Annotated in this window: 21 protein-coding genes; 9 read left to right on the plus strand and 12 right to left on the minus strand. The window is 74.9% G+C overall.

What is annotated here, in order from left to right:
- Window positions 1-43 precede the first annotated feature (43 nt).
- Window positions 44-454, plus strand: a complete 411-nt coding sequence (locus KPL60_RS15940; protein ID WP_226366605.1) for a cupin domain-containing protein — start codon at window positions 44-46, stop codon at window positions 452-454.
- On the plus strand, window positions 451-1,434 hold the full coding sequence (locus KPL60_RS15945; RefSeq protein WP_226366319.1) for an ABC transporter substrate-binding protein: 984 nt from the start codon (window positions 451-453) through the stop codon (window positions 1,432-1,434). Before KPL60_RS15940 ends, KPL60_RS15945 begins: the two co-directional genes overlap by 4 nt.
- Before the next feature lie 67 nt (window positions 1,435-1,501).
- Here the strand turns inward: KPL60_RS15945 and KPL60_RS15950 are convergent, their stop codons facing one another.
- Complete coding sequence (locus KPL60_RS15950) at window positions 1,502-2,671, minus strand: LLM class flavin-dependent oxidoreductase (RefSeq protein WP_226357918.1); 1,170 nt, start codon at window positions 2,669-2,671, stop codon at window positions 1,502-1,504.
- Window positions 2,672-2,869: 198 nt separating this feature from the next.
- Between KPL60_RS15950 and KPL60_RS35140 the strand changes: the two genes are divergently transcribed.
- From KPL60_RS35140 to KPL60_RS34700, 6 genes are all read left to right on the plus strand, one after another.
- Window positions 2,870-2,962, plus strand: coding sequence for a putative leader peptide (locus KPL60_RS35140; protein ID WP_337825862.1), 93 nt, complete (start codon window positions 2,870-2,872; stop codon window positions 2,960-2,962).
- 233 nt (window positions 2,963-3,195) lie between these two features.
- Window positions 3,196-4,419, plus strand: coding sequence for an acyl-CoA dehydrogenase family protein (locus KPL60_RS15955; protein ID WP_226366320.1), 1,224 nt, complete (start codon window positions 3,196-3,198; stop codon window positions 4,417-4,419).
- Window positions 4,416-5,810 carry an LLM class flavin-dependent oxidoreductase gene (locus tag KPL60_RS15960; protein ID WP_226366321.1) on the plus strand — a complete coding sequence of 465 codons (1,395 nt, stop codon included), beginning with the start codon at window positions 4,416-4,418 and terminating at the stop codon, window positions 5,808-5,810. The genes KPL60_RS15955 and KPL60_RS15960 overlap by 4 nt, the downstream gene beginning before the upstream one ends.
- Before the next feature lie 465 nt (window positions 5,811-6,275).
- Window positions 6,276-7,088, plus strand: coding sequence for an ABC transporter ATP-binding protein (locus tag KPL60_RS15965; RefSeq protein ID WP_374203911.1), 813 nt, complete (start codon window positions 6,276-6,278; stop codon window positions 7,086-7,088).
- A 14-nt stretch (window positions 7,089-7,102) separates the two neighbouring features.
- Window positions 7,103-8,128, plus strand: coding sequence for an aliphatic sulfonate ABC transporter substrate-binding protein (locus KPL60_RS15970; RefSeq protein ID WP_226366322.1), 1,026 nt, complete (start codon window positions 7,103-7,105; stop codon window positions 8,126-8,128).
- Window positions 8,125-8,961 (plus strand): ABC transporter permease, encoded by an 837-nt coding sequence (locus KPL60_RS34700; RefSeq protein WP_226357922.1) that lies wholly within the window; start codon window positions 8,125-8,127, stop codon window positions 8,959-8,961. Before KPL60_RS15970 ends, KPL60_RS34700 begins: the two co-directional genes overlap by 4 nt.
- On the opposite strand, the gene KPL60_RS15980 is transcribed toward KPL60_RS34700, so the two are convergent.
- The 7 genes from KPL60_RS15980 to KPL60_RS16010 all read right to left on the minus strand — a co-directional run bounded on the left by KPL60_RS15980 (window position 8,906) and on the right by KPL60_RS16010 (window position 15,701).
- Complete coding sequence (locus KPL60_RS15980; RefSeq protein WP_226357923.1) at window positions 8,906-10,090, minus strand: MFS transporter; 1,185 nt, start codon at window positions 10,088-10,090, stop codon at window positions 8,906-8,908. The genes KPL60_RS34700 and KPL60_RS15980 overlap by 56 nt on opposite strands.
- A 5-nt stretch (window positions 10,091-10,095) precedes the next feature.
- Entirely contained in the window at window positions 10,096-10,998 is a 903-nt protein-coding gene (locus KPL60_RS15985) for an ABC transporter substrate-binding protein (protein ID WP_226366323.1), read from the minus strand.
- A 61-nt stretch (window positions 10,999-11,059) separates the two neighbouring features.
- Window positions 11,060-11,788: an ABC transporter ATP-binding protein gene (locus tag KPL60_RS15990; RefSeq protein ID WP_226366324.1), complete on the minus strand. Its 729-nt coding sequence runs from the start codon at window positions 11,786-11,788 to the stop codon at window positions 11,060-11,062.
- Complete coding sequence (locus KPL60_RS15995) at window positions 11,785-12,672, minus strand: ABC transporter permease (RefSeq protein ID WP_226366325.1); 888 nt, start codon at window positions 12,670-12,672, stop codon at window positions 11,785-11,787. The genes KPL60_RS15990 and KPL60_RS15995 overlap by 4 nt, the downstream gene beginning before the upstream one ends.
- Window positions 12,669-13,685: an ABC transporter substrate-binding protein gene (locus KPL60_RS16000; RefSeq protein WP_226366326.1), complete on the minus strand. Its 1,017-nt coding sequence runs from the start codon at window positions 13,683-13,685 to the stop codon at window positions 12,669-12,671. The genes KPL60_RS15995 and KPL60_RS16000 overlap by 4 nt, the downstream gene beginning before the upstream one ends.
- 212 nt (window positions 13,686-13,897) lie before the next feature.
- Window positions 13,898-14,764: a nitrate ABC transporter substrate-binding protein gene (locus KPL60_RS16005; protein WP_226357928.1), complete on the minus strand. Its 867-nt coding sequence runs from the start codon at window positions 14,762-14,764 to the stop codon at window positions 13,898-13,900.
- 148 nt (window positions 14,765-14,912) lie between these two features.
- Window positions 14,913-15,701: an IclR family transcriptional regulator gene (locus KPL60_RS16010; RefSeq protein WP_226357929.1), complete on the minus strand. Its 789-nt coding sequence runs from the start codon at window positions 15,699-15,701 to the stop codon at window positions 14,913-14,915.
- 158 nt (window positions 15,702-15,859) lie between these two features.
- Between KPL60_RS16010 and KPL60_RS16015 the strand changes: the two genes are divergently transcribed.
- Window positions 15,860-18,160 carry a molybdopterin-dependent oxidoreductase gene (locus KPL60_RS16015; protein ID WP_226366327.1) on the plus strand — a complete coding sequence of 767 codons (2,301 nt, stop codon included), beginning with the start codon at window positions 15,860-15,862 and terminating at the stop codon, window positions 18,158-18,160.
- Between the two features lie 15 nt (window positions 18,161-18,175).
- Here KPL60_RS16015 and KPL60_RS16020 read toward each other — a convergent pair whose 3' ends face one another.
- Genes KPL60_RS16020 through KPL60_RS16035 form a run of 4 tightly spaced genes read right to left on the minus strand, consistent with a single transcriptional unit; the run spans window position 18,176 to window position 22,720 of the window.
- Window positions 18,176-19,264, minus strand: a complete 1,089-nt coding sequence (locus tag KPL60_RS16020) for an LLM class flavin-dependent oxidoreductase (RefSeq protein ID WP_226366328.1) — start codon at window positions 19,262-19,264, stop codon at window positions 18,176-18,178.
- On the minus strand, window positions 19,261-20,922 hold the full coding sequence (locus tag KPL60_RS16025) for an ABC transporter ATP-binding protein (protein ID WP_226366329.1): 1,662 nt from the start codon (window positions 20,920-20,922) through the stop codon (window positions 19,261-19,263). The genes KPL60_RS16020 and KPL60_RS16025 overlap by 4 nt, the downstream gene beginning before the upstream one ends.
- Window positions 20,901-21,758: an ABC transporter permease gene (locus tag KPL60_RS16030; RefSeq protein ID WP_226357933.1), complete on the minus strand. Its 858-nt coding sequence runs from the start codon at window positions 21,756-21,758 to the stop codon at window positions 20,901-20,903. Before KPL60_RS16030 ends, KPL60_RS16025 begins: the two co-directional genes overlap by 22 nt.
- Window positions 21,755-22,720: an ABC transporter permease gene (locus tag KPL60_RS16035; protein ID WP_226357934.1), complete on the minus strand. Its 966-nt coding sequence runs from the start codon at window positions 22,718-22,720 to the stop codon at window positions 21,755-21,757. Before KPL60_RS16035 ends, KPL60_RS16030 begins: the two co-directional genes overlap by 4 nt.
- Window positions 22,721-22,726 lie beyond the last annotated feature (6 nt).

The following is a 22,726-nucleotide window of genomic DNA, read 5'->3' on the forward strand; positions in this document are numbered from 1 at the left end:
GTTCCACCCCGACCTCGCCCCCACCCCGCCCGACCACGCGCGGGTGCACCTCGTCCGGGGCGCCGAGCTGTCCGCCGACACCGCCCAGACCAGTGGGATGTCCCGCCGCGAGGCCGTGAGCGGCCGCACCGTCGGCTCGTCGAAGCTCTGGACGGGCGAGACGCACGTCGCGCCCGCCACGAACTCCGGCGACCACCACCACGGCGAGGCGGAGACCTCGATCTACGTCGTGTCCGGCCGGCCGCGCTTCGTCTTCCACGACGGCACCGACGAGGTGGTCCTGCAGACCGAGCCCGGCGACTACGTGTTCGTCCCGCCGTGGGTCCCGCACCGCGAGGAGAACCCCGATCCCGAGGTCCCGGCCGTCGTCGTGATCTCCCGCAGCACACAGGAGGGGATCGTCGTGAACCTCCCCTCGCTCACCCCGCTCACCGACCCGGAGACCACCCCGTGACCCGCCGACCGCTGCTCGCCCTGCCCGCCCTGCTCGCCGCGCTGGCGCTGCTGCTCACCGGCTGCTCCGGCGCCGCCGAGGACGGCCCGGCCGACCTGTCGCAGGTCACCCTGCGGGTCGGCGACCAGGCCGGCATCCAGCAGGCCCTCGTCGAGGCCTCCGGCGCGCTCGACGGCGCCCCCTACCGGGTCGAGTGGGCCCAGTTCCCTGCCGCCGCGCCGCTGCTGGAGGCGCTGCGCGGCGAGGCGATCGACGTCGGCATCGCCGGCGACGCACCCACCCTGACCGCGCTGTCCTCCACCGACCGCATCAAGATCGTCGAGGCGACCCGCTCCCCCAGCCAGGGCGGCCTCGCGCTGCTCGTGCCGAAGGACTCCCCGATCCGGTCGGTCGCCGACCTGCGCGGGAAGAAGGTCTCGCCGACCACCCAGGGCAGCATCGGCCACTACCTGCTGCTGCGGGCGCTGGAGGAGGCCGGCGTGCGGCCGGACGAGGTGACGATCTCGTTCCTGCAGCCGGTCGACGCGGCCGCCGCGATGAACTCGGGTGCGATCGACGCCTGGTCCACCTGGGACCCCTACACCGCGGTCGCGCAGCAGGAGTCCGGCGCGCGGATCCTGCGCGACGCGAAGGGCCTCGGCACCGGGCTGACCTTCCTCGACGCCAACACGGCGGCGCTGGAGGACGCGGGCACCCGCGCCGCGCTCACCGACTTTACCGAGCGCTACGGCCGTGCCCTGCAGTGGGCCCGGGAGCACCAGCAGCAGAACGCCGCGATCTACGCGGAGCTGACGAAGCGGCCGGCCGCGGTGGCCGACCTGATGGCGCAGCGGGCGCTGCGCGACACCCAGCCGCTGTCCCCGGAGCTCGTCGCCGAGCTGCAGGGGGTCGCCGACCGCTACTCCGCCTACGGCGTGCTGCGCACCCCGGTCGACGTGGCCTCCGCGATCGAGGACCTGCGCGCCCCCGCCGGCTCCTGACCCCGACGCCCCCACCCCGCGCCACGTGAGCGGGGTGGGGGCGTCTCCCGCACCGGGACGAGGGTGCTCACGTCCGGTAGTCGGCGGCGAACGGGACGGACCGGGCCGATCCGGCGTCGGCCGGGGCGCCGTCGGGCGGGGTCCACAGGCCGCGCTCACGCAGCACCGGCATGACGCCCTCGCCCATCCACCACGCCTCCTCCAGGTGCGGGTACCCGGAGAGGACGAACTCGTCGATCCCGGCCTCGTGGTACTCCGCGATCCGGTCGGCGACCTCGGTGTGGCTCCCGACGAGTGCGGTGCCCGCGCCGCCGCGGACCAGGCCGACCCCGGCCCACAGGTTCGGCGCGATCGTCAGGTCCTCGACGGAGGTCTTGACCCCGCCGTGCAGGGCCCGCATCCGGCGCTGCCCCTCCGACTCCGAGGCCGCGAGCCCCGCCTGCACCCCGGCGATCGTCGCGGGGTCGAGCGCGTCGAGGAGCTTCTGCGCCTGCGCCCACGCCTCGGCGGCGGTGTCGCGGGTGATCACGTGCAGCCGGATCCCGAAGCGCACGGTGCGCCCGCGGTCGGCGGCGAGCTTCCGGATCCAGCCGATCTTCTCCCGGACGGCCTCCACGGGCTCGCCCCAGGTGAGGTACACGTCGGCGTGCTCGGCGGCGACGTCACCCGCGGCCGGGGAGGACCCGCCGAAGTAGACCGGCGGGACCGGGTCGGGCAGCCGCGACAGCGACGCCGTCTCGACCCGGACGTGCTCGCCGTCGAGGTCGACGGTCCCGCCGCGCCACAGCCGGGTCACGACCGAGAGGAACTCGCCCGTCCGGGCGTAGCGGGCGTCCTTGTCGAGGAAGTCGCCGTAGGCGCGCTGCTCGCGGGACTCGCCGCCGGTGACGACGTTGAGCAGCAGCCGGCCGCCGGAGTGGCGCTGGAAGGTCGCGGCCTGCTGGGCGGCCAGGGTCGGGGAGATCGATCCGGGCCGGAACGCGACGAGGAACTTCAGGCGCTCGGTGTGCGCGACGAGCATCGCGGTGGTGAGCCACGCGTCCTCGCACCAGGCGCCGGTCGGGGTGAGCGCGCCGTCGAACCCGGCCTGTTCCGCGGCCCGGGCGACCGTGGTGAGGTACTCGATCGAGGCGGGACGGATGGCGCCGGCGGACCCGGTCGCGTTGCCGTGGCCTCCCCCGACGAGGTGGCGGCCGTCGCCCATGGTGGGCAGGAACCAGTGCAGGGTGACTCCCATCCGGGAGACGGAACAGTGCCGCACCCGCCGGCGCAAGTCGGCCGGGACGACGGTCACACGGTGTTCCACAGTGGACCGTCCAGCCCGCGGGACACCTGTCCGGACGACCCGGATCATGCCTCCCACCAGGCAGGACGCCGGTGATCCGGGTCCCCGTCCCCTTGGGTGACGGCGCCGGTCACGGCTACCGTGGCGTCTGTGACCGGATCGGTGCTGCTGACCACGCGAGGCCATGTCGACCTCGCGCGCGTGGCGTCGGCGCTGTGTCGGCGCTCGGCCCGTCGCCGCTGAGGCCACGCCCTCGCCGACCGGGATCCGTACCGCGCCCGGTCCTGCGGGACCGCCCCCGGGACCACCGGCGGCCGTCGCGGCCGCCGGGCCCCCGCCCGCCGCCGGCCCGACGGGGCCCGGACGTCCCCGCGGACCGCCGGCCCCGCACCGCGGCACCCACCCGTACCCCACTCCGGCGCCACCGCGCCGCCGTCGTGCCCCGGCGCGTCGCCGCCCCACCGGAAGGACCTCCCGTGACCACCACCTCCCCCGCCCCCACCGGCACCGACGGCCGCGCCGCCTGGACCGACGAGCAGCTCGACGCCGTCTTCGCGCCGGTGTTCGCGCGGATCGCGCAGGGCGCGGTGGCCCGTGAGCAGGGCCGGGCCCTCGCCCGCGACGAGGTCGCCGCGCTGCGGGCGGAGCGCTTCGGCGCGCTGCGGCTGCCCGTGGAGCTCGGCGGCTACGGCGCCACGGTGCGCCAGCAGTTCCGGCTGCTCGTCGACCTCGCCGCCGCGGAGTCGAACCTGCCCCAGGCGCTGCGCGTGCACTGGTGGTACGTCGACGACCTGCTGCTCGCCGCACCGGGCGCCGACCGCGACGCCCGCCTCGCCGCCGTCGCGGAGGGTGGACTGGTCGGGAACGCGATCACCGAGCCCGGCGTCGGCGCGATCGACCGGTACCGCACGACGCTGACCCCCGACGGCGACGGCTACCGGCTCGACGGCACCAAGTACTACTCGACCGGCAGCCTCTACGCCGACCAGATCCTGGTCGGCGCCGACCTCGACGGGGAGCGCGTGTCCGTGCTCGTCGACGGCGACGCCGAGGGCGTCGTGCAGCACGACGACTGGGACGGCTTCGGCCAGCGCCTCACCGCCAGCGGCACCACCGACTTCCGGGGCGTCGCGGTCGCCCGCGACCGGGTCCTCGGCCCCGGCTACGGCACCGAGGGCCGCGGCTGGGGCACCTCCTACCTGCAGCTCGTGCAGCTCGCCGTGCTCGCCGGGATCGCCCGGCGCGCCACCGACGACGTCGCCGCCTGGGTCCGCGAGCGCACCCGCACCTTCACCCACGCCCCGGCCGATCTGCCCCGCCACGACCCGCTGGTGCAGCAGGTCATCGGCCGGCTCTCGGCCGCCGCGTGGTCCTCGCGCGCCCTGGTGCTGACCATCGCCGAGCAGCTCGACGCGCTGCTGGCCGCGGACGGGGAGGACGCGGAGCTGCTCGACCGGGTGGAGCTCGACGTCGCCCACGCCCAGGCCGCGGTCATCCCGGCGGTGCTCGACGCGACGACCGAGCTGTTCGAGGTCGGCGGTGCCTCGATCACCTCGGAGAAGCTCCGGTTGGACCGGCACTGGCGCAACGCCCGGGTCATCTCCACGCACAACCCGCTGATCTACAAGCTGCAGTCCATCGGTGACCACGTGCTCAACGGCACCGACCTGCCCTACGCCTGGAGCGCGGGCAAGCGATGACCGGCCACCCGCGACGGCTGCACCTCAACGCCTTCGACATGACCTGCGCCGGGCACCAGTCGCCCGGGCTGTGGCGCCACCCCGAGGACCGCTCGCACACCTTCCACGACCTGCGCTACTGGACCGATCTGGCGCAGCTGCTGGAGCGCGGCGGGTTCACCAGCCTGTTCGTCGCCGACGTCGTCGGGCTCTACGACGTCTACCGCGACGGCCCCGAACCGGCGATCCGCGACGGCGTGCAGGTCCCCGTCGGGGACCCGACGCTGGCGGTGTCGGCGATGGCCGCGGTCACCGAGCGGCTCGGCTTCGGGATCACCGTCTCGCTGACCTACGAGAAGCCCTACGCCCTGGCGCGCCGGTTCTCCACGCTGGACCACTACACCCGGGGCCGGGTCGCGTGGAACGTCGTGACCTCCTACCTGGAGTCCGCGGCCCGCAACCTGGGCCTGGAGAAGCAGGTGCCGCACGACCGGCGCTACGACGTCGCCGACGAGTTCATGGAGGTCGTCTACCAGCTGTGGGAGGCCTCCTGGGACGACGACGCGGTGCTGCTCGACCGGGAGAAGGGCGTCTACACCGACCCGGCGAAGGTCCGCCCGATCGACCACCACGGCGAGTTCTTCGACGTGCCCGGCATCGGGCTCACCGAGCCGTCGCCGCAGCGCACCCCGACGATCTTCCAGGCCGGTGCGTCGTCGCGCGGCACGACGTTCGCCGCCCGGCACGCCGAGGGCGTCTTCGTCATCTCCCCCACCCCGGAGACCCTGGCGCCGCGGGTCGCCGAGCTGCGCAGGCAGACCGCCGCGCAGGGCCGCGACCCACGCGCGGTGAAGGTCTTCACGATGGTCACCGTGATCACCGGCGCCACCGACGAGCAGGCCCGGGAGCGCTGGGCCGACCTCGCGCAGTACGTCAGCCTGGAGGGCGCGCTCACCCTCTACGGCGGCTGGTCGGGCCTCGACCTGTCCACCATGGACCCGGACGAGCCGCTGCGGTTCGCCGAGACCGAGGCCATCCGCAGCGCGGTGGAGCTGTTCACCACCGCGGACCCGACCCGTGAGTGGACGCCGCGGGCGATCGCCGAGCACATCGGGATCGGCGGGATGGGCGCGGTCGTCGTGGGCGGGCCGCAGACGGTCGCCGACGAGCTGGAGCGCTGGGCCGAGGTCGCCGACGTCGACGGGTTCAACCTGGCCTACGCCGTCACCCCGGGCACCTTCGCCGACGTCGTCGAGCACGTGGTGCCCGAGCTGCGCCGGCGCGGGGTCCTGGCCGAGGCGCCGGAGGGTGCGACGCTGCGCGAGCACCTGCAGGGCGCCGGTCAGGCCCGGGTCCGGGCCGACCACCCCGCCGCCGTCCACGCGCGGCGCCGGGGCCCGACCCCCGCCTGACCCGGCTCCCCTCCCGGCCCGCGGTCCCGCTCCCCGCTGCACGAGCGGGCCGTTCGTCCCGTAGGTCGGCACGAACGGCCCGTTCGCGCCGAGCCCGGCGCACGACCCGCCGCGCGAACGGCCCGGTCGTGCCGAGCCGGGCCGGACGTCGTGGTGTCGTCGTCGCCCTCCGGCTCGCGGCCGATCCAGGGGCCGGCGGCGTCCCGGACGGACCGACCACTCCGTCGAGTGATCGCCTAACACGACGGCGCACCGGATTCGTACGGAGACGACGAAACTCACCATCGCTTTCCGAATTCGTTCACCCGTTCGTATGATCTCCGCGTGCGACTTCCCGGACCGAGCGTGGGCGACCTGCTGGTCGGCCGCATCTGGCTCGACCTCGGGTACCTCGCCGGCGCGACCTGTCGGGCCTGACGCGACCACCGCCGTCCGTCCCCGTCGCGCCCGAACAGGACTCCCGTCGTGCAGACCGCCACCACGTGGGCGCCGCCCGCGTCCGTCCGCCTGTCCGCCGTCGACCGCGCCTTCGGCTCCGGTCCCGACCGCCGCGTCGTGCTCGACGAGGTCGACCTCGACGTCGCCGCCGGTGAGGTCGTCGCCCTGCTGGGCGCCTCCGGCTGCGGCAAGTCGACCCTGCTGCGGCTCGTCGCCGGTCTCGACCACCCGTCCGCAGGCGAGGTCCGGGTCGACGACGAGCGCGTCGACGGCGTGCAGGGCCGTGCCGCCGTCGTCTTCCAGGAGCCGCGGCTGCTGCCCTGGCGCACCCTCGCCGACAACGTCGCGTTCGGGCTTCCCGACCGCACACCCCGTGACGAGCGGGCCGACGCCGTCGCCCGCGCGCTGGAGGCGGTGGGGCTCGCCGAGTTCGCCGGGTACCGGCCACGGGCCGTCTCCGGCGGCATGGCCCAGCGGGCCGGGCTCGCCCGCGCGCTCGTCCGCACCCCCGGGGTGCTGCTGCTCGACGAGCCGTTCGCCGCGCTCGACGCACTGACCCGGCTGCGGATGCAGGACCTGGTCGACGACCTGCAGCGCGCCTCCGGGGCGACCGTGCTGCTCGTGACCCACGACGTCGACGAGGCCCTGCACCTCGCCGACCGGGTCGTCGTCCTCGGTCGGGCGGCCCCCGACCGAGGTGCCGCGGTGGTGCACACGCTGCGGCCGCCGTCGCCACGCCCCCGCGACCGCTCCGACCCCGCCGCGACGGCGCTGCGTGCGGACCTGCTGTCCCGCCTCGGCGTCCCCGCCCAGCACAGCCGCATCCCCACCCAGCGATGAACGGGAGACCGACCATGCGCCCGCTGCGCACCGTCCTGCCCGCCCTGCTCGCCCTGCTGCTGCTCGCCGGCTGCGCGGCCGGGGAGAACGCCGACGGCACCGTCGCCGGGGACTCCGGAGGCGGAGCGGCCGCGGTCCGGCTGGACTACGCCTACTACAACCCCGAGAGCCTGGTGATCCGCGAGCAGGGCTGGCTGGAGCAGGAGCTCGGCCGGGACAACGTGGAGTGGGTGCTCTCGCAGGGGTCGAACAAGGCCAACGAGAACCTGCGGGCCGGGGTGATCGACGTCGGCTCGACGGCGGGCACCCCGGCGCTGCTGGCCCGCGCCAACGGGTCCCCGATCCGCTCGATCGACGTCTACTCCCGGCCCGAGTGGTCCGCGATCGTGGTGCCCGCCGGCTCGGCGATCACCGACCCGGCGCAGCTGCGCGGGCGCAAGGTCGCCGTCACCCAGGGCACCGACCCGTACTTCTTCCTCGTACAGACTCTCGCGCGGGCCGGGCTCGACCGCGACGACGTCGAGATCGTGAACCTGCAGCACTCCGACGGGCGCACCGCGCTGGAGCGGGGCGACGTCGACGCCTGGGCCGGTCTCGACCCGTTCATGGCGCAGTCCGAGCTCTCCGTGGGGTCGCGGCTGGTCTACCGCAACCTCGACTTCAACTCCTACGGGCTGCTCAACGCCACCGAGTCGTTCCTGGAACGCGACCCGGACACCGCGGCCGTCGTCGTGCGGGCCTACGAGCGGGCGCGGGCCTGGATCGCCGAGAACCCCGACGAGGCCGTGGCGACGCTGGCCCGGGCCGCGTCCATCGACCCGGCCGTCGCCCGCAAGCAGCTCACCGAGCGCACCCGGCTCGACATCGACCCGGTCCCCGGCCCCGACCAGCGGGCGGTGCTGGAGCGACTGCTGCCGATCCTGGTGTCGGAGAACCTGGTCCGCTCCGAGAGCGACGCCCGCACCGCGCTGGACACCCTGTTCGAGCCACGTTTCGCCGAGCAGGCCGCCGGCACCCGGTCGGACGGGAGCCGGCCGTGACCGTCACCGGGACCAGGGGCACCCGCCCCACACCGGCTCCGGCGACGCCGGGACCGGCCGCCCCGGACCGGCCGACGCGTCGCAGGCTGCTCACCGGCGCCGCCGCCGGCCTCGTGCTGCCGGTCCTGCTGGTCCTCGGCTGGCACCTGCTCGCGGCGTCCGGACGGTTCTCTCCCGCGCAGCTGCCCGCCCCGCTCGACGTCGCCGCCGCACTCGGTGAGCTCGCCGGACGCGGCGAGCTGTGGCAGCACGTCGCGATCAGCGTGCAGCGGGTGCTGCTCGGCTTCGGCGCGGGTGCAGGGGCGGGCCTGCTGCTGGGTGGGCTCGTCGGGCTCTCCTCCCGGGCGCGGTCCCTCCTCGCCCCCACCGTGCAGGCGCTGCGTGCGGTGCCCTCGCTGGCCTGGGTGCCGCTGCTGCTCCTGTGGCTCGGCATCGGCGAGACCCCGAAGATCACTCTCGTGGCGATCGGGGCGTTCTTCCCCGTCTACACGACGGTCGCGGCCGCACTCGACCACGTCGACCACCGGCTCGTCGAGGTCGGCCGCGCCTACGGACGCTCGGGCCTGCGACTGTTCCTGCAGGTGCAGCTGCCGGCGATCGCGCCGCCCGCGCTCGCCGGGCTGCGGCTCGGGCTCGCGCAGGGCTGGCTGTTCCTGGTCGCGGCGGAGCTGATCGCGTCGTCGATCGGGCTCGGGTTCCTGCTGATCGACAGCCAGAACACCGGGCGCACCGACATCCTCCTGCTGGCGATCGTGCTCCTCGCGGTGCTGGGGAAGCTCACCGACGCGCTGCTCGGTCTGGCCGAGCGGGCGCTGCTGCGCCGCTGGACCTGACCCGCACCGCGGCCAGCAGCGCCAGCGCCAGCACCGGTGCGACGGCGGTGGCGGCGAACCCCGCGGCCCCGGCGTGGGCGTACAGCGGCACCCACACCGGCGGCGCCAGCGCGCCGCCGAAGAACTGGGCCGACAGCGCCAGTGACGCCGCCCCCGCCCGGTTGCCGACGGTGCTCGTCGCCGCCACGGCGTTGACCGTCGTGCGCAGACCGGTGACCGCGGCGCCGACCGCGGCAATGCCCAGCCCGAGCAGCCACACCGTCGGCCCGAGCGCGGCGAGGAGCAGCCCGGCCGCCAGCAGGAGGTTCATCAGCACCCCGGTCCGGCGCGGTCCCAGCGTGTCCAGCCGCCGGCCCAGCAGCGGCGCGGCCAGCAGACCGGCCACACCGAACGCGGCCGCGAGCAGGCCGCGCTGCCACGGCCCGAGCCCGAAGTCGGCCTCGGCGCGCAGGATTGACAGCACCGTCAGCCCCACGGCCGCCAGGTAGCAGAGGAACGACAGCCCACAGGCCAGCGCCAGGTTCCGGTTCAGCAGCGCACGTACCGGCGGTGGCCCGGCGGGGCGGGGTCCGGCCGTCATCGTCGGCGGGAACACCGCCAGGACCACCGCGACCACGGCCGGGAACACGAATGCCAGCCGCCAGTCCAGCGCCGCCGACGGCCCGGACACCAGCGGGCTCGCCGCCTGCCCGGCGGCCTGCATCCCGGCGAAGAAGCCCAGCGCCCGGCCGAGCCCGGCCCGCGGGACCAGGTCGGTGATCGCGGCGACCAGCAGCGGTGTGGTGAACGCGTTCGTGACCCCCTGCAGCGCGCGGGCGGCGAGGAACCACTCGACGGTCGGGGCCAGCACGCAGCACACGCAGGCACCCACGAACGCCACCAGCGACACCTGCATGGTGCGGGCGCGACCCCAGCGTTCGGCGAGGGTCCCCGACACCAGCATCACCGCGGCGAACGGGAGCATGTAGGCGGTGACGGCCGCGGCCGTCACCTCGGGTGTGCCGGCCAGGCCGGTCGCGACCTCGTGCACCATCGGCGTGACCATCGTGCTGGCGTACGGGCCCAGGAAGCCGCCGACGTAGAGCGGCCACGCCCGGACACCCGGACGTGGCCGCAGCGGGGTGGTCACCCGTCTCAGACCTCCACGAGGTTCTTGACCAGGCCCTCGTAGGTGCGGTCCGGCTCGATCAGGCCCCAGGACACCATCCAGTCGTAGGTGCGCTGGAACTGCGCCTGCGGGTACGGCGCCGGGTCGACGTAGCGCAGCCGGCCCAGCGGGATCTCGTGCGGCTCCACGGTCCCCAGCTCGGCCGGGATCTCGCCGGTCAGGTGGTGCAGGTACGGGCGCGGGTCGGCGTTGATCGCCGCCACCGCCCGCACGACGGCGCGGTTCACCCGGGCGTAGGTGTCCTCGTCGACCTGGGGGCTCGCGATCTCGGCACCGACGTAGAACGCCTCGGCCAGTACCTTGTAACCCTGCTTCTCGGCCAGGGTGATCCACGGCTCCATCAGGGCGGCGGCCTCCACGGTGCCGTCGCGCAGCGCCTCGAAACGGACCTGCGGGCCACCGTAGTGCGCGACCGAGATCTCCTCCCGCGGCAGGAAGCCCTCCAGGGTCTGCAGCGCGACGTAGTGCGAGCCGTGGTGGAAGTTCACCGCCACCGTGACCCCCGCGAGGTCCTGCGGGTGGGTCGCCGGGTGGTCCCCTCCGACCATGATCGCCTGACCGTTCACGGCCGCCCGCTTCGAGACGACCCGCCCACCGACGGCGGTGTCCTGGGCCCGGCGCACCTGTCCCCACTCGCAGGCCCGGTACAGCGACGCCTCACCGCTCTCGAAGTGTGACTTGGTGGCGCCGAACGCGCTGAGGAGCTCGTGGTCCTCCAGCGGGGAGAGCCCGGCGTTCGCGTAGGCCTTGGTGACGAACTCGACGTCGACCCCCTCGTCGGCGAAGTAGCCCTCGTCCTGGGCGACGAGCTGGGGCAGTGAGAACACCAGGGACAGCAGCTCCATGGTGACCTTCGGACGCTCGGTCATGAGGTCGTTCCCTTCCGTTCGGGCGCACCGCGCTCGGGCGAGAGCGGTGTCGGATGCGCGCTCAGGCGAGCGCGGCGACGATGCGGGTGTGCAGGTCGAACAGGTGCGGGTCCTCCGCCGAGCGGGGCCGGGCCCGGTCGACGTGGTGCTCCGCGGCGATCCGGGCCGGGCGCCCGGCCAGGACGATGACGCGGTCGGCGAGCAGGGCCGCCTCCAGCGGGTTGTGGGTGACGAGCAGGCCCGTGCGGGGACGGCGCATCCACAGCTCCTGCAGCAGCAGCCGCAGCTTGCGGGCGGTCAGCTCGTCCAGCGCGCTGAACGGTTCGTCGAGCAGCACGAGGTCGGGCTCGACCGCGAACGCCCGTGCCACTGCGACCCGCTGACGTTGACCGCCGGACAGCACGCTCGGATAGGACCCGGCGTACTCGGCGAGCCCCACCGCCTCGAGCACCGCGTCCGCGGCGCCCGGTTCCAGGCCCGCGGCCTCCAGCGCGAGGACCACGTTCTGCCGGACCGGGAGCCAGTCCAGCAGACGCGGCTGCTGGAACACCACCCCGAGGCGGGGCCGTCCGATCTCGACGGTGCCGCGGTCGGGCACGGTCAGCCCGGCGACCACGTGCAGCAGGGTCGTCTTGCCGGTCCCCGAGGCGCCGACCAACGCGACGAGCTCACCTTCCTCGACGGTCAGCGAGAAGTCCTCCAGGACGGTCTGCGGCGTGCCGGTGCGGACGTCGACGAAGGTCTTCCCGACACCGTCGAGCCGGATCCGGGTGGTGGCCGGGGCGCTCACACCGTCACCGCTCTGCGCCAGCGGCCGGCGCGCCGCTCCAGGCCCTGCAGCACGCCGTACTCCAGCACCGCCATGACGACGGCGAACAGCAGCGTCCACGCCAGGACGGCGGCGACGTTCTGCCCGGCGAAGGCGTTGTTGAGCTGGTAGCCCACCCCGCTCGACATCCCGAAGACCTCCACGAGCACGATCACCTTCCAGCCGAGCGACAGGCCCAGCCGGGCACCGGCGAACAGCGACGGCGCGAGCGCGGGCAACCACAGCCGGCGCAGCCGCGTGCGGCGGGAGAACCGGTAGACGTGCGCCATCTCCAGCAGGTCCGGGTCGACCGAGCGCACGCCCTGGTAGATCGTCAGGACGAGCGCGGGCGCCGAGGCCAGAGCCACCGCGATCACCGGGTTGGCCAGACCGACGCCGAACCAGATCACGCACAGCAGCGCCCACACCAGCCCCGGAATGGTCAGGCCGAGCAGCACCGCGGGCTCGCAGAACCGGCGCGCGACGGCGTTGCGCCCCATCGCGATCCCCACCGCGACGGCGACGACGAAGGCCAGTGCGAAACCGAGCGCCACCCGCAGCACCGTGATGCCGAGCTGGGTGACGAGATCGCCGTCGACGACGATGCCGACGAGCTCACCCGCGATGTCCCCGACGCCCGGGACCAGCACGGAGTCGACTAGCACGGCCATGAGCTGCCACCCCGCGGCGGCGAGGACCAGGAACGCCGCGGCCGGGCCCACCGCCCGCAGCACCGTCCGCCCCCCGCCCGCGGACGCTCCGGTGTCCGCCGGTCGGCGACCGGACCCGGCGCCGGGCGATGAGCCGGGGCCGGGCGGTGCCGGGGCCGTCGGCGCGGCCGTGCCGGGGTCCGTACCGGTGCTCATGCCGCCCCCAGCTCGGTCCAGGGCAGCTGAGCGGGCACGGCCTTCACCAGGCCGACCTGCCGGGCGACCTTGACCTGGCGTTGCAGGTTCGCGAACGCGGGCGCCCCCCACTCGACCGGGTAGACGTCCCGCATCCGTTCGGGCAACAGGGCGATCGCGGCCCGCTCCGTGGCCGGGATGCCGTAGACCTCGTGCAGGTCGGTCAGGACCGCGGGTCGCTCACGGATGATCTCGTGGGCGCGCACCCGCAGGTCGGCGACCGCGCGGGCGGCGACCGGGTCGCGGTCCAGGAAGGCACGGACGGTGCCCTGCCCGTTGAGGATCAGCGACGCCGGGTCCTCGCCGGTGCCCTGCGCCCACTGCTCACCGACGGTGGCGATCTGGCGGGCACCCCGCCCGACCAGCCGTGTCGCGTTGGGCTCGATGGTGACGATCGCGTCGACGTCGCCGCGGTCGAACAGGGCCAGCCCGGCCAGTACGGCGCCGGGGAACAGCTCGTACTCGGCGTTCAGGTCGGTCCCGTTCACCGCGGCCGCGAGCTGGGTGGAGCGGAACGCGTCGCTGTTGTTCGGCGGCGTCGCGACCCGCTTGCCCCGGAGGTCGGCCGGCGTCCGGTACGGGCTGTTCTCCGGGACCAGCCAGCGGACGTGGTTGGTGAGATTGGGTGAGAACAGCACGACGTCCGACCCCGCCTCGGCTGCGACGACCGCTCCCAGCGGGCCGAAGCTCGCGACGTCGAGCGCGCCGGAGAGCAGCTTGTTCTGCACGTCCCCCGGACCGGTGCCCGAGACGTAGCTGAGGTCGAGCCCCTCGAGCAGGCCGTTCTGCTCGGCGATCGGCCGGATCACCGAGCTCGCGGTGCCCGCGCCGGAGTCCTCGACCCGGGCGCCGGCCCGCCCGCCTGCCGCACCACCGCAGGCGGCGAGCAGAGGTGTGGCGGCGAGGCCGGCGGCGCCGAGGAGGACGGCGCGCAGAACGGTGCGCCGGTCGGTGGTCAGGGGATGTTCGGGCATGGGTGGGTCTCCGTGTCCGGGGAGGAGTCCGCGCGCGGGCGCGACGAGGACCGGCGTCGCGCGGAGCGCGGCCGGATGGGAACGGGCCGTGGGGCCCGGCGGGATGAGAAGGCCGGTGGGTCAGCGGGCCGACGGGCCCGGACACGTCCCACCGTTGATCCGGCAGAGGTCGATGTGCCGGCGGCTGGTGAGCAGCCGCGTGCGGGCGCCGGTCATCGCAGTGCCTGCAGCGTCTCGTAGCCGGAGCGGCCGTCGGTGAGCCGCCAGGACCGCATCCAGGCGTAGGTCTCGGTGAACCGCTGCTCGGTGAACGGGACGATGTGGGTGTAGCGGTAGTGGTCGGACCGCAGGTCGGCCGGGTCGAGCCGGTCGCCGGCCTCGGCTGCGACCAGCGGAGCCCACCGGGCACGGTCGGCGTTGATCAGGTCGACGGCACTGTTCACCGCGCCCCGGTAGGCCGCCTGCTGCTCGGCGGTCAGGTGCGGGGCCACCACCTGGGACCCGCGGTAGGTGTAGGTACCCAGCACGTGCGCACCGTGGACCAGTGCCGCGGACAGGAACGGCTCCATCAGCATCGTCGCCCGCGACCGGCCGGCGAGCAGCGCGTCGAGCCGGTCGACCGGCCGGCCCCCGTGCACCAGTGCGATCCGCTGCCGGGGCACGGTGCCCTCCAGCAGGTGCAACGCGGTGTAGTGGGACCCGGTGTACTCGTTGATCGAGACCGGGACGTCGGCGAGGTCGTGCGGCTCGTTGAGCTCCGGGTCGAGGCTGACGAGCGCCTGGGCGACGACGGCGGCACGCAGGTGCCCGATCCGGCCGCCGCGGGCGTCGCGCTCGAGACGGTCGATGCCGCCCCACTCGCAGACGTTGTAGACGTCGGCGCGGGCCGCGGCGAACTGCGACTCCTTGTACCGGACACCGGGGTTGCGGCGCGCGTCGGCGGAGCGGTCGGCCGGGTCCTCGAAGCGGACCGACAGGCCTGCCTCGGTGAAGAGCCCCTCCGAGACCGCGACGAGCTCGGGGAGGTCGAACACGACGTGGTTCGGCGACACCACGATCTCGTCACGCACAGCGGTCACGACGCGTCCTCCTCCCGGTGCGGTGAACACCACCGTAGGAAGCGACGGACAGGCCCGTCAACAGGCAGTTTGCAGGATGCGGGACACACTTCCGCAGTGCGCAATGTACGGACACGTGTCCAGATTCGTCCGGTTCGGGATCGCCCTCTCAGAACTCCCCGAACGCCATCGACACCGGCAGCCCCTCCAGTGCGTCCGCTGCGGTCCGGACCAGCGCGCCGACCTCGTCGAGGGAGCCGTCGGGCAGCCGGCTCACCGGACCCTGGACCTCCACCCCCATCCGCACGACCTCGCCGGGGCCGACGAGCGGCGCCGCGACCGCGCGCAGGGCGTCGTCGTGCGGGTCGTCGAGCACGGCGTAGCCGCGGAACTGGGTGGCGAGCAGGTCGGTCTCGGCGAGCCACGACTCCGGCGAACGGTGCCCGGAGCGGGTGAGCAGCGCAGCGGCCTCGTCGAGCGGGTCGGTCCCGAACGCGACGACGGCGTGCCCGATCGCCGAGTCCAGCAGCGGGACCCGGCGCCCCGGCTGCCCGGTGTAGCGCAGCGCCCGGGTCGAGGGCACCGACAGCACCACGAGCACGTCGTCGCCACGGCGCATGCCGATGCTCGCGGTCTCACCCGTGCGGTCCGCGAGCTCCTTCAGCACGTCCGCCGCCTCGGGGACCCCGGAGGAGCCGAGCGACTTGCGGGCCAGCCGCAGCAGCAGCGGGCCGGGCAGGAACCGGTCGGATGCCGCGTCGCGGCACAGCAGGTTGCCCGACACCAGGGTGTGCGCCAGCCGGTGCACCGTCGACACGGTCATCCCGGTGATCTTGGCGATCTCGGTCGTCGTGAGACCGCCGTCGCTGTCGACGACGATGCCGAGCACCGAGGCCGCCCGGGCCACGGACTGGATCTCGCCGCCACGGGAGGCGCCACCGGGTGCACGTCCGGTCATCGGGAGGTCCTCGGGTCCGGTCTCGACACCGGCCCACCCTAGTGCCCCGACGGCGGGCGGCCCCCGCACCGCGACCGGGACCGATCACGGGAGACGATCGACGCCGATGGCGGATCGTCGTTGGACACCGCCGCCCCCGGACGCCTTGACTCGCGAACGTGGCCGCCCCCGCTCCCCCGCCCTCCGCCCGCCACCACAGCTCGCACTGGGGGTCGTTCCGGGCGGTGCCGTCGGGGACGGGGCTCGCCGTGTTCCCCCGGCCCGGCGACCCCGACCCGTCGCCGTTGCTCGGCAACGTCGCCTCCGCCGTCGACCACCCGGCGCGGGTGCGGCGGCCTGCGGTGCGGCTCGGGTGGTGGACCGACGGCCCCGGCCCGGACGCGCGGCGCGGCGCCGACCGCTGGGTCGAGGTCGGCTGGGACGAGGTGCTCGACCGGCTCGCCGCCGAGCTGGTCAGGGTCCGTGACACGCACGGCCCGCAGGCCGTCTACGGCGGCAGCTACGGCTGGGCCAGCGCGGGCCGTTTCCACCACGCGCAGAGCCAGGTGCACCGCTTCCTCGACGTGGCGCTCGGCGGGTACGTGCGCTCGGTCGGCACCTACAGCGCGGCCGCCGCGGAGACGGTGCTGCGCCACGTGCTGGGACCCACCGACGTCGTCCCCAAGGGCCTGGTGACCTGGGACCAGGTGGCCACGCACACCGACACGGTGCTCGCCTTCGGCGGGATGAACCTGAAGAACTCCACGGTCGGGGCGGGCGGGATCAGCGCGCACGTGGAGCGCGACGCGCTGGCCGCGGCGGCCGCGCGCGGCGCGCACCTGGTGAACATCGGGCCGCTGCGCTCGGACCTGCCGCCCGAGGCGCGACCGCGGTGGCTGTCGCTGCCACCGGGCACCGACACCGCGCTGATGCTCGGGCTCCTGCACACCCTGCTCGACGAGGACCGGCACGACCGGGCGTTCCTGGACCGGTACTGCGTCGGCTGGGACCGGGTCGCCGGATACCTGCTCGGCCGCGACGACGGCGTCGTCAAGAGCGCGGTGTGGGCGTCGGGGATCACCGGGGTGGCGGCCGGGGAGATCCGCGACCTCGCGCGGCGCGCGGCGGCCGGACGGACGCTGGTCACCGTCGCGCAGTCGCTGCAGCGCGCCGAGTTCGGCGAGCAGCCGGTGTGGGCGGGCGTCGTGCTCACCGCGGCACTGGGTCGGATCGGGCTGCCGGGCGCCGGGTTCTGCTACGGGCTGGGCTCGATCGGGCACTACGGCAGGCCGCGGGTCGACGTCGCGGTCGGGGCGCTGCCCCAGGGCGTGAACGGCGTCGACGCGGCGATCCCGGTCGCCCGGGTCGCGGACATGCTGCTGCATCCGGGCGAGCTCTACGACCACGACGGCCGCCGCGCCCGTTACCCGCACGTCCGGCTCGCGTACTGGGCGGGCGGCAACCCGTTCCACCACCACCAGGACCTCGGGCGGCTGCGTCGCGCCCTCGCCCGGCTCGACACCTTCGTCGTGCACGAACCGGCGTGGACCGCGACCGCCCGGCACGCCGACGTCGTGCTCCCCACGACCTGGACGATCGAGCGCGACGACATCGGCGCGAGCCGCCACGACCCGGTGATGACCGCGATGCACCGGCTCGCCGACCCGCCCGGCGAGGCCCGCGACGACCACGCGATCCTCTCGGCGCTCGCGGACCGGCTCGGAGCGGGCGCGGCGTTCACCGGTGGCCGCGACGTCGACGGCTGGCTCGCCCACCTCTACGAGGTGACCCGCGCCGACCTGGCGGCCCGCGGTCTGCCCGCACCGTCCTACGCCGGATTCCGCGCCGCCGGGGAGCTCACGCTGCCGACCCGCCCCGACGACGGCGGCGTGCTCGCCGCGTTCCGCGCCGACCCCGACCGGCATCCGCTGCCGACACCGTCGGGCCGGATCGAGCTGCACTCCGCGACCGTCGCCGCGTTCGGCTACGCCGACGCCCCTGGCCACCCGGTGTGGCGGGCGCCGACCGACGCGCCGACCGCGCGGCACCCGCTGTGGCTGGTGGCGAACCAGCCGGCGACCCGACTGCACTCCCAGCTCGACTTCGGCGCGCACAGCGCCGCCCACAAGGTCGACGGCCGGGAGGTCGCGGCGGTGCACCCGGACGACGCCGCGGCCCGCGGCATCGCCGACGGCGACCTGGTCCGGCTGCACAACGACCGCGGCGCCTGCCTGGCGGCGGCCCGGGTCACCGACGACGTCCGGGCCGGGGTGGTGCAGCTGCCGACCGGGGCCTGGTTCGACCCGCTGGACCCGACGGCGGAGCGGCCGCTCTGCGTGCACGGCAACCCGAACGTGCTGACCCGCGACGTCGGCACCTCACCGCTGGCCCAGGGCTGCACCGGCCAGCACACGGCCGTCGAGCTGACCCGCCACGACGGGCCGGTGCGCCCGGTGGGGGTGCACCGGCCCCCGGTGTGAGCCGGCCGCGCAGGGTCAGGCGGGTGACCAGCCCCAGGCCGGCGCGACGGCGGCGAGGTCGGTGAGCAGCCGGACGTTCGCCTCCGGCCCGAAGCCCGGCGGCAGGAACAGCACGACCTCGTCGGCGGCGGCGATCCCCGGGTCGGCGAGCACCGAGGCGGCGACCTCGTCGGGGGTGCCGTGGTGCACCGGGCTGATCCGCTGCCCGGCCGGGAGCCGCGGGCCGACCACCGGTTCCAGGGCGCCGTGCGGGCGCGAGGCCGCCATCCCCTCGGTGCGGCGCTGGTGGTCGTAGGCGGCGTAGGTCGCGCGCAGCGCCGCGGTGGTGCCGGGCAGGATCGACGCGGCGACGGCCACCGGCGGCGGGGGGCTGCCGTGCACGTCGTGCCAGGTGTCGCGGTAGGCCGCGATCACCCGGGCCTGGTACTGCGCGAAGGTCTCCCCGTCGGCGAGCCCGTGCAGCACGGTCCCGGTGATCAGACCGAGCCCGAGGCGGGCGGCCCGCCGTGCGGAGTCGGTGCTCGCCGCGCCGATCCGCAGCCGGGCGCGCAGTCCGGGGCTGTGCGGGGTGACCCGGATCGGGGTACCGACCGGGGCGCCCTGCCCCGGCCCGTCGACGACGTGCAGCGGCTCGCCGGACACCCCGGCGAGGAACCGGTCCAGCCGGCGCAGCGCCTCGGTACGCGGGTCGGTGTCGACGCCGCCGAACACCGCGTCCCACGGCGCCTGCGCCCCGGTCGCGAGCGCCAGCTCCAGGCGGCCGCCGACGAGCAGGTCGGTGGTCGCCGCGGCCTCGGCGAGCAGCACCGGGTCCTGGTAGCGCATCGGGAGCACCGCGGAGCCGAGGCGGATCCGCGCGGTGTGCTGCCCGACGGCGGCGAAGAACGGCAGCGGCGAGGACAGGTAGTGGTCGAAGTGGCGCTGGTAGGCCCATCCGGTGTCGTAGCCGAGGTCCTCGGCGGCCTGGTAGAGGGCGACGCCGTCGGCGAGCCCGGCGGCCGGACCGCGGTCGTCGGACCAGGAGACCCGGGTGTTGAAGCCGAGCGCGGTGACCGGGCGGGGCCCGCCGGCCGGAGCGGTGGACGCCGTGGCCGGGGCGCTCACGCGGCGGCCCTCGTGGAGCCGGGCAGCGAGGCGAGCAGCGTACGGGTGTACTCCTCGCGCGGGCAGTCGAAGATCGACGCGACCGGCCCGGACTCCACGACCCGCCCGGCCCGTAGCACGGACACGGTGTGCGCGAGCTGGCGGACCAGGGAGAGGTCGTGCGAGACGAACACGTAGGTCAGCCCCAGCTCCGCCTGCAGCCGCAGCAGGGTCTCCACGATGCCGGCCTGCACCGTCACGTCGAGCGCCGAGGTCGGCTCGTCGAGCACGATCACGTCCGGTCGCAGCACCAGTGCGCGGGCGAGCGCGACCCGCTGGCGCTGGCCGCCCGACAGCGCCGCCGGGCGTCGGTCGAGGAGCTCCTCGGCCAGCCCGACCGAGGCGACGGCGGCCCGTACCAGTGCGGCCCGCTCGCCGCGGTCGCCGACCCGGAACCGGTCCAGCGGCTCACGGACCAGCCGTCCGACCTTCCAGCGCGGGTCCAGCGAGGTGAACGGGTTCTGGTAGACGAGCTGCAGGTGGCGGCGGATGTCGCGCAGCTCGGCACGCGACCGGCCACGCAGCTCCCGGCCGGCGACGACGATCCGTCCGGCGTCGGGGCGCTCCAGACCGAGCAGCATCCGGACCGCGGTCGTCTTGCCCGACCCGGACTCGCCGACCAGCGCGTGCGTGGTGCCCGACGGCACGCGGAACGACACGTCGTCGGCGGCGACGACACCACCGGAGAAGGTCTTCGCGACGCCGTCGAGCTCGATCCGCGCCTCCGCGCCGGACCGCGCCTGCCCGACGGCGCGCAGCGCGGCCCAGCGGTCCGGGTTCAGCGCGGGCACGTCGGCGTGCAGCCTGCGCGCGTACTCCGACGCCGGGTGCTGCGACACCTGCCGGGTCGGTCCGGTCTCCTGGACGGTGCCGTCCCGGAGCACGAGCAGGTCGTCGGCCCGCTCCGCGGCGACGGCCAGGTCGTGGGTGATCAGCAGCAGCCCGATGCCGAGCTCGGTGCGCAGCCCGGTCAGCAGGTCCAGGATCCGGCGCTGCACGGTCACGTCGAGCGCCGAGGTCGGCTCGTCGGCGACCAGCAGCGACGGCCGCGGCAGCACCGCGAGCCCGATCAGGACGCGTTGCAGCATCCCGCCGGAGAGCTGGTGCGGGTAGGCACCGTAGACCCGGACCGGGTCGGGCAGCCCGACCCGCTCCAGGGTGTCGAGGACCAGGGCGCGCCGGTCCACCGCGTCGACGCCCGCGACGAGCGAGGCCGCCTCCAGCGCCTGCGACCCGATGGTGCGGACCGGGTTCAACGAGCTGGCAGGGTCCTGCGGGACGAACCCGAGGGTGCGTCCGCGCAGCGGCCGGAACGCGCGCTCGGACAGACCCAGCACCTCGCGGCCGTCGACCTCCACCCGGCCCGTGGCCCGCCCACCTCTGGGCAGCAGCCGCAGCAGTGAGCGGGCGATCGTGGACTTGCCCGACCCGGACTCGCCGATCACCGCGAGCGCACCGCCCGCGGCCAGGGACAGGTCCACACCGGACACGACGCGGCGGTGGCCGTAGTGCACGGTCAGGTCCGACACGCGCAGCAGCGGCGCGACGGGCCGGCCCGCGGGCTCCGCGGCGATGGCGGGGTCGAGGACGGTGCCGGTCAGTCGGTCGTGCGGAGCCATCGGCTGATCCTGTTCACGGAGAGGACGGTGACGATCGTGACGAGTGCCGGCGCCCAGACGAGCCAGGGCGCCAGCGGGTAGTCCTTGCCGGTCGCGACGAGCAGCCCCCAGTCCGAGGCGGGCGGCGGGTCGCCGTAGCCGAGGAACGCGAGGCTGGCGATGACCAGCACGGACAGCCCGAACTGCAGGACGGCGAGCTGCAGCACCGAGCGCGAGGCATTGGGCAGGACGTGGCGCAACAGCACGTGCCACCGGGATCCGCCGAGCAGCAGCGCGGCCTCGACGTAGACGGCCGAGCGGGTCTTGAGCACCTCCGAGCGCATCACCCTGGCGAACACCGCGACCGCGGAGATGCCGGTGGCGACGGCGGCGTTGATGGTCTGGAAGCCGAGCGCGCTGACGATCACCACCGCCAGCAGGAAGCCGGGGATGGCGAGCAGGACGTCGACGAGACGGGCGAGCACGACGTCGACGACGCCGCCGAGGAACCCGGCGAGCAGCCCGATCGTGCCGCCCACCAGGACGCCGATCGCGACCGCGACGAGCGCGCTGGTCACCGAGGACGCGGTGCCGTGCACGATCCGGGCGAACACGTCGCGCCCCAGCTGGTCGGTGCCGAGCAGGTGCCCGGCGCCGGGCGGGCGGAACAGCTCCGACGGGATCCCGTCGACCGGGTCCTGGCCGGTGAACAGCCCCGGCGCGACCGCCCAGGCCAGCACCAGCGCGACGACGACGAACGAGACCAGCACCGTCGGCGGCGGCCGGCGGCGGGTTCCTCCGGCGCGGGCGCCCGGGTCGGGCGTCCCGCCGGCGCGGGTGACGGCGGAGACGGTCATGCGGCCACTCCTGTTTCCTGCCGGGTCACCGGACGCACCCGCGGGTCGAGCAGCGGGTACACCAGGTCGGCCACGAGGTTGACGACGACGAACACGACGGCGGCGAGGGTGACCACCGCCTGTAGCACGGGCAGGTCCTGCATCGCGACCGAGCGTTCGACCAGGCTGCCGAGCCCGGTCCGCCCGAAGACCGCCTCGACGATCACGGCGCCGCCGAGGACCTCCCCGACCATCAGCGCGAACACCGTCACCACCGGCAGCGACGACGGCCGGAGCAGGTGCCGCAGCAGCAGCCGGCCCCGGGTGAGCCCCCGCGAGCGGGCCACCGCGACGTACTCCTGGTCGGCCTCGTGGTCGAGGTTGGCGATGAGCACCTCGGCGATCTGGGCGGACACCCAGATCCCCAGGGTGAGCGCCGCGAAGAAGGTCGCGACGGCGGAGTCGGCGTCGATCGCCCGGAACCAGCCGAGCCGGAAGGAGAACAGCTGGATCAGCAGCAGCCCGGCCAGGAAGGTCGGCGCCGACAGCGACAGCGCGGGCACCGACCGCAGGATCGAGCTGTACGGGGCGGGCAGCCGGTGCACGCCGAACGCGACGCCGAAGGCGATCACGACCGCGATCGTCAGCGCCGACGCGGCGAGCGCGAGGGTGGAGGGCAGCGCCTCGGCCACCATCCCGGACACCGGGAGGTTCGACCGGAGCGACAGGCCGAGGTCGCCGACCACGAACCGGGACGCCGCCTCCCACAGCTGGACGGGGATCGGACGGTCGAGGCCGTAGTAGGCCACGATCCGCGCGATCTCCTCCTCGGTGAACCCGTTCTCGGGGTTGCGCAGCGTCGTCGTGACCGGGTCGCCCGGCAGGACGCTGATCACGACGAAGGTGAACACGTAGGCGAGGGCCACCACGACGAGCGACTGCCCGGCGCGGCGCAGCGCGTAGGTGACGTAGTCCCGGTTCATCGCGCG

The sequence above is a fragment of the Pseudonocardia sp. ICBG162 genome (assembly GCF_020496225.1).
GTDB lineage: Bacteria > Actinomycetota > Actinomycetes > Mycobacteriales > Pseudonocardiaceae > Pseudonocardia > Pseudonocardia alni.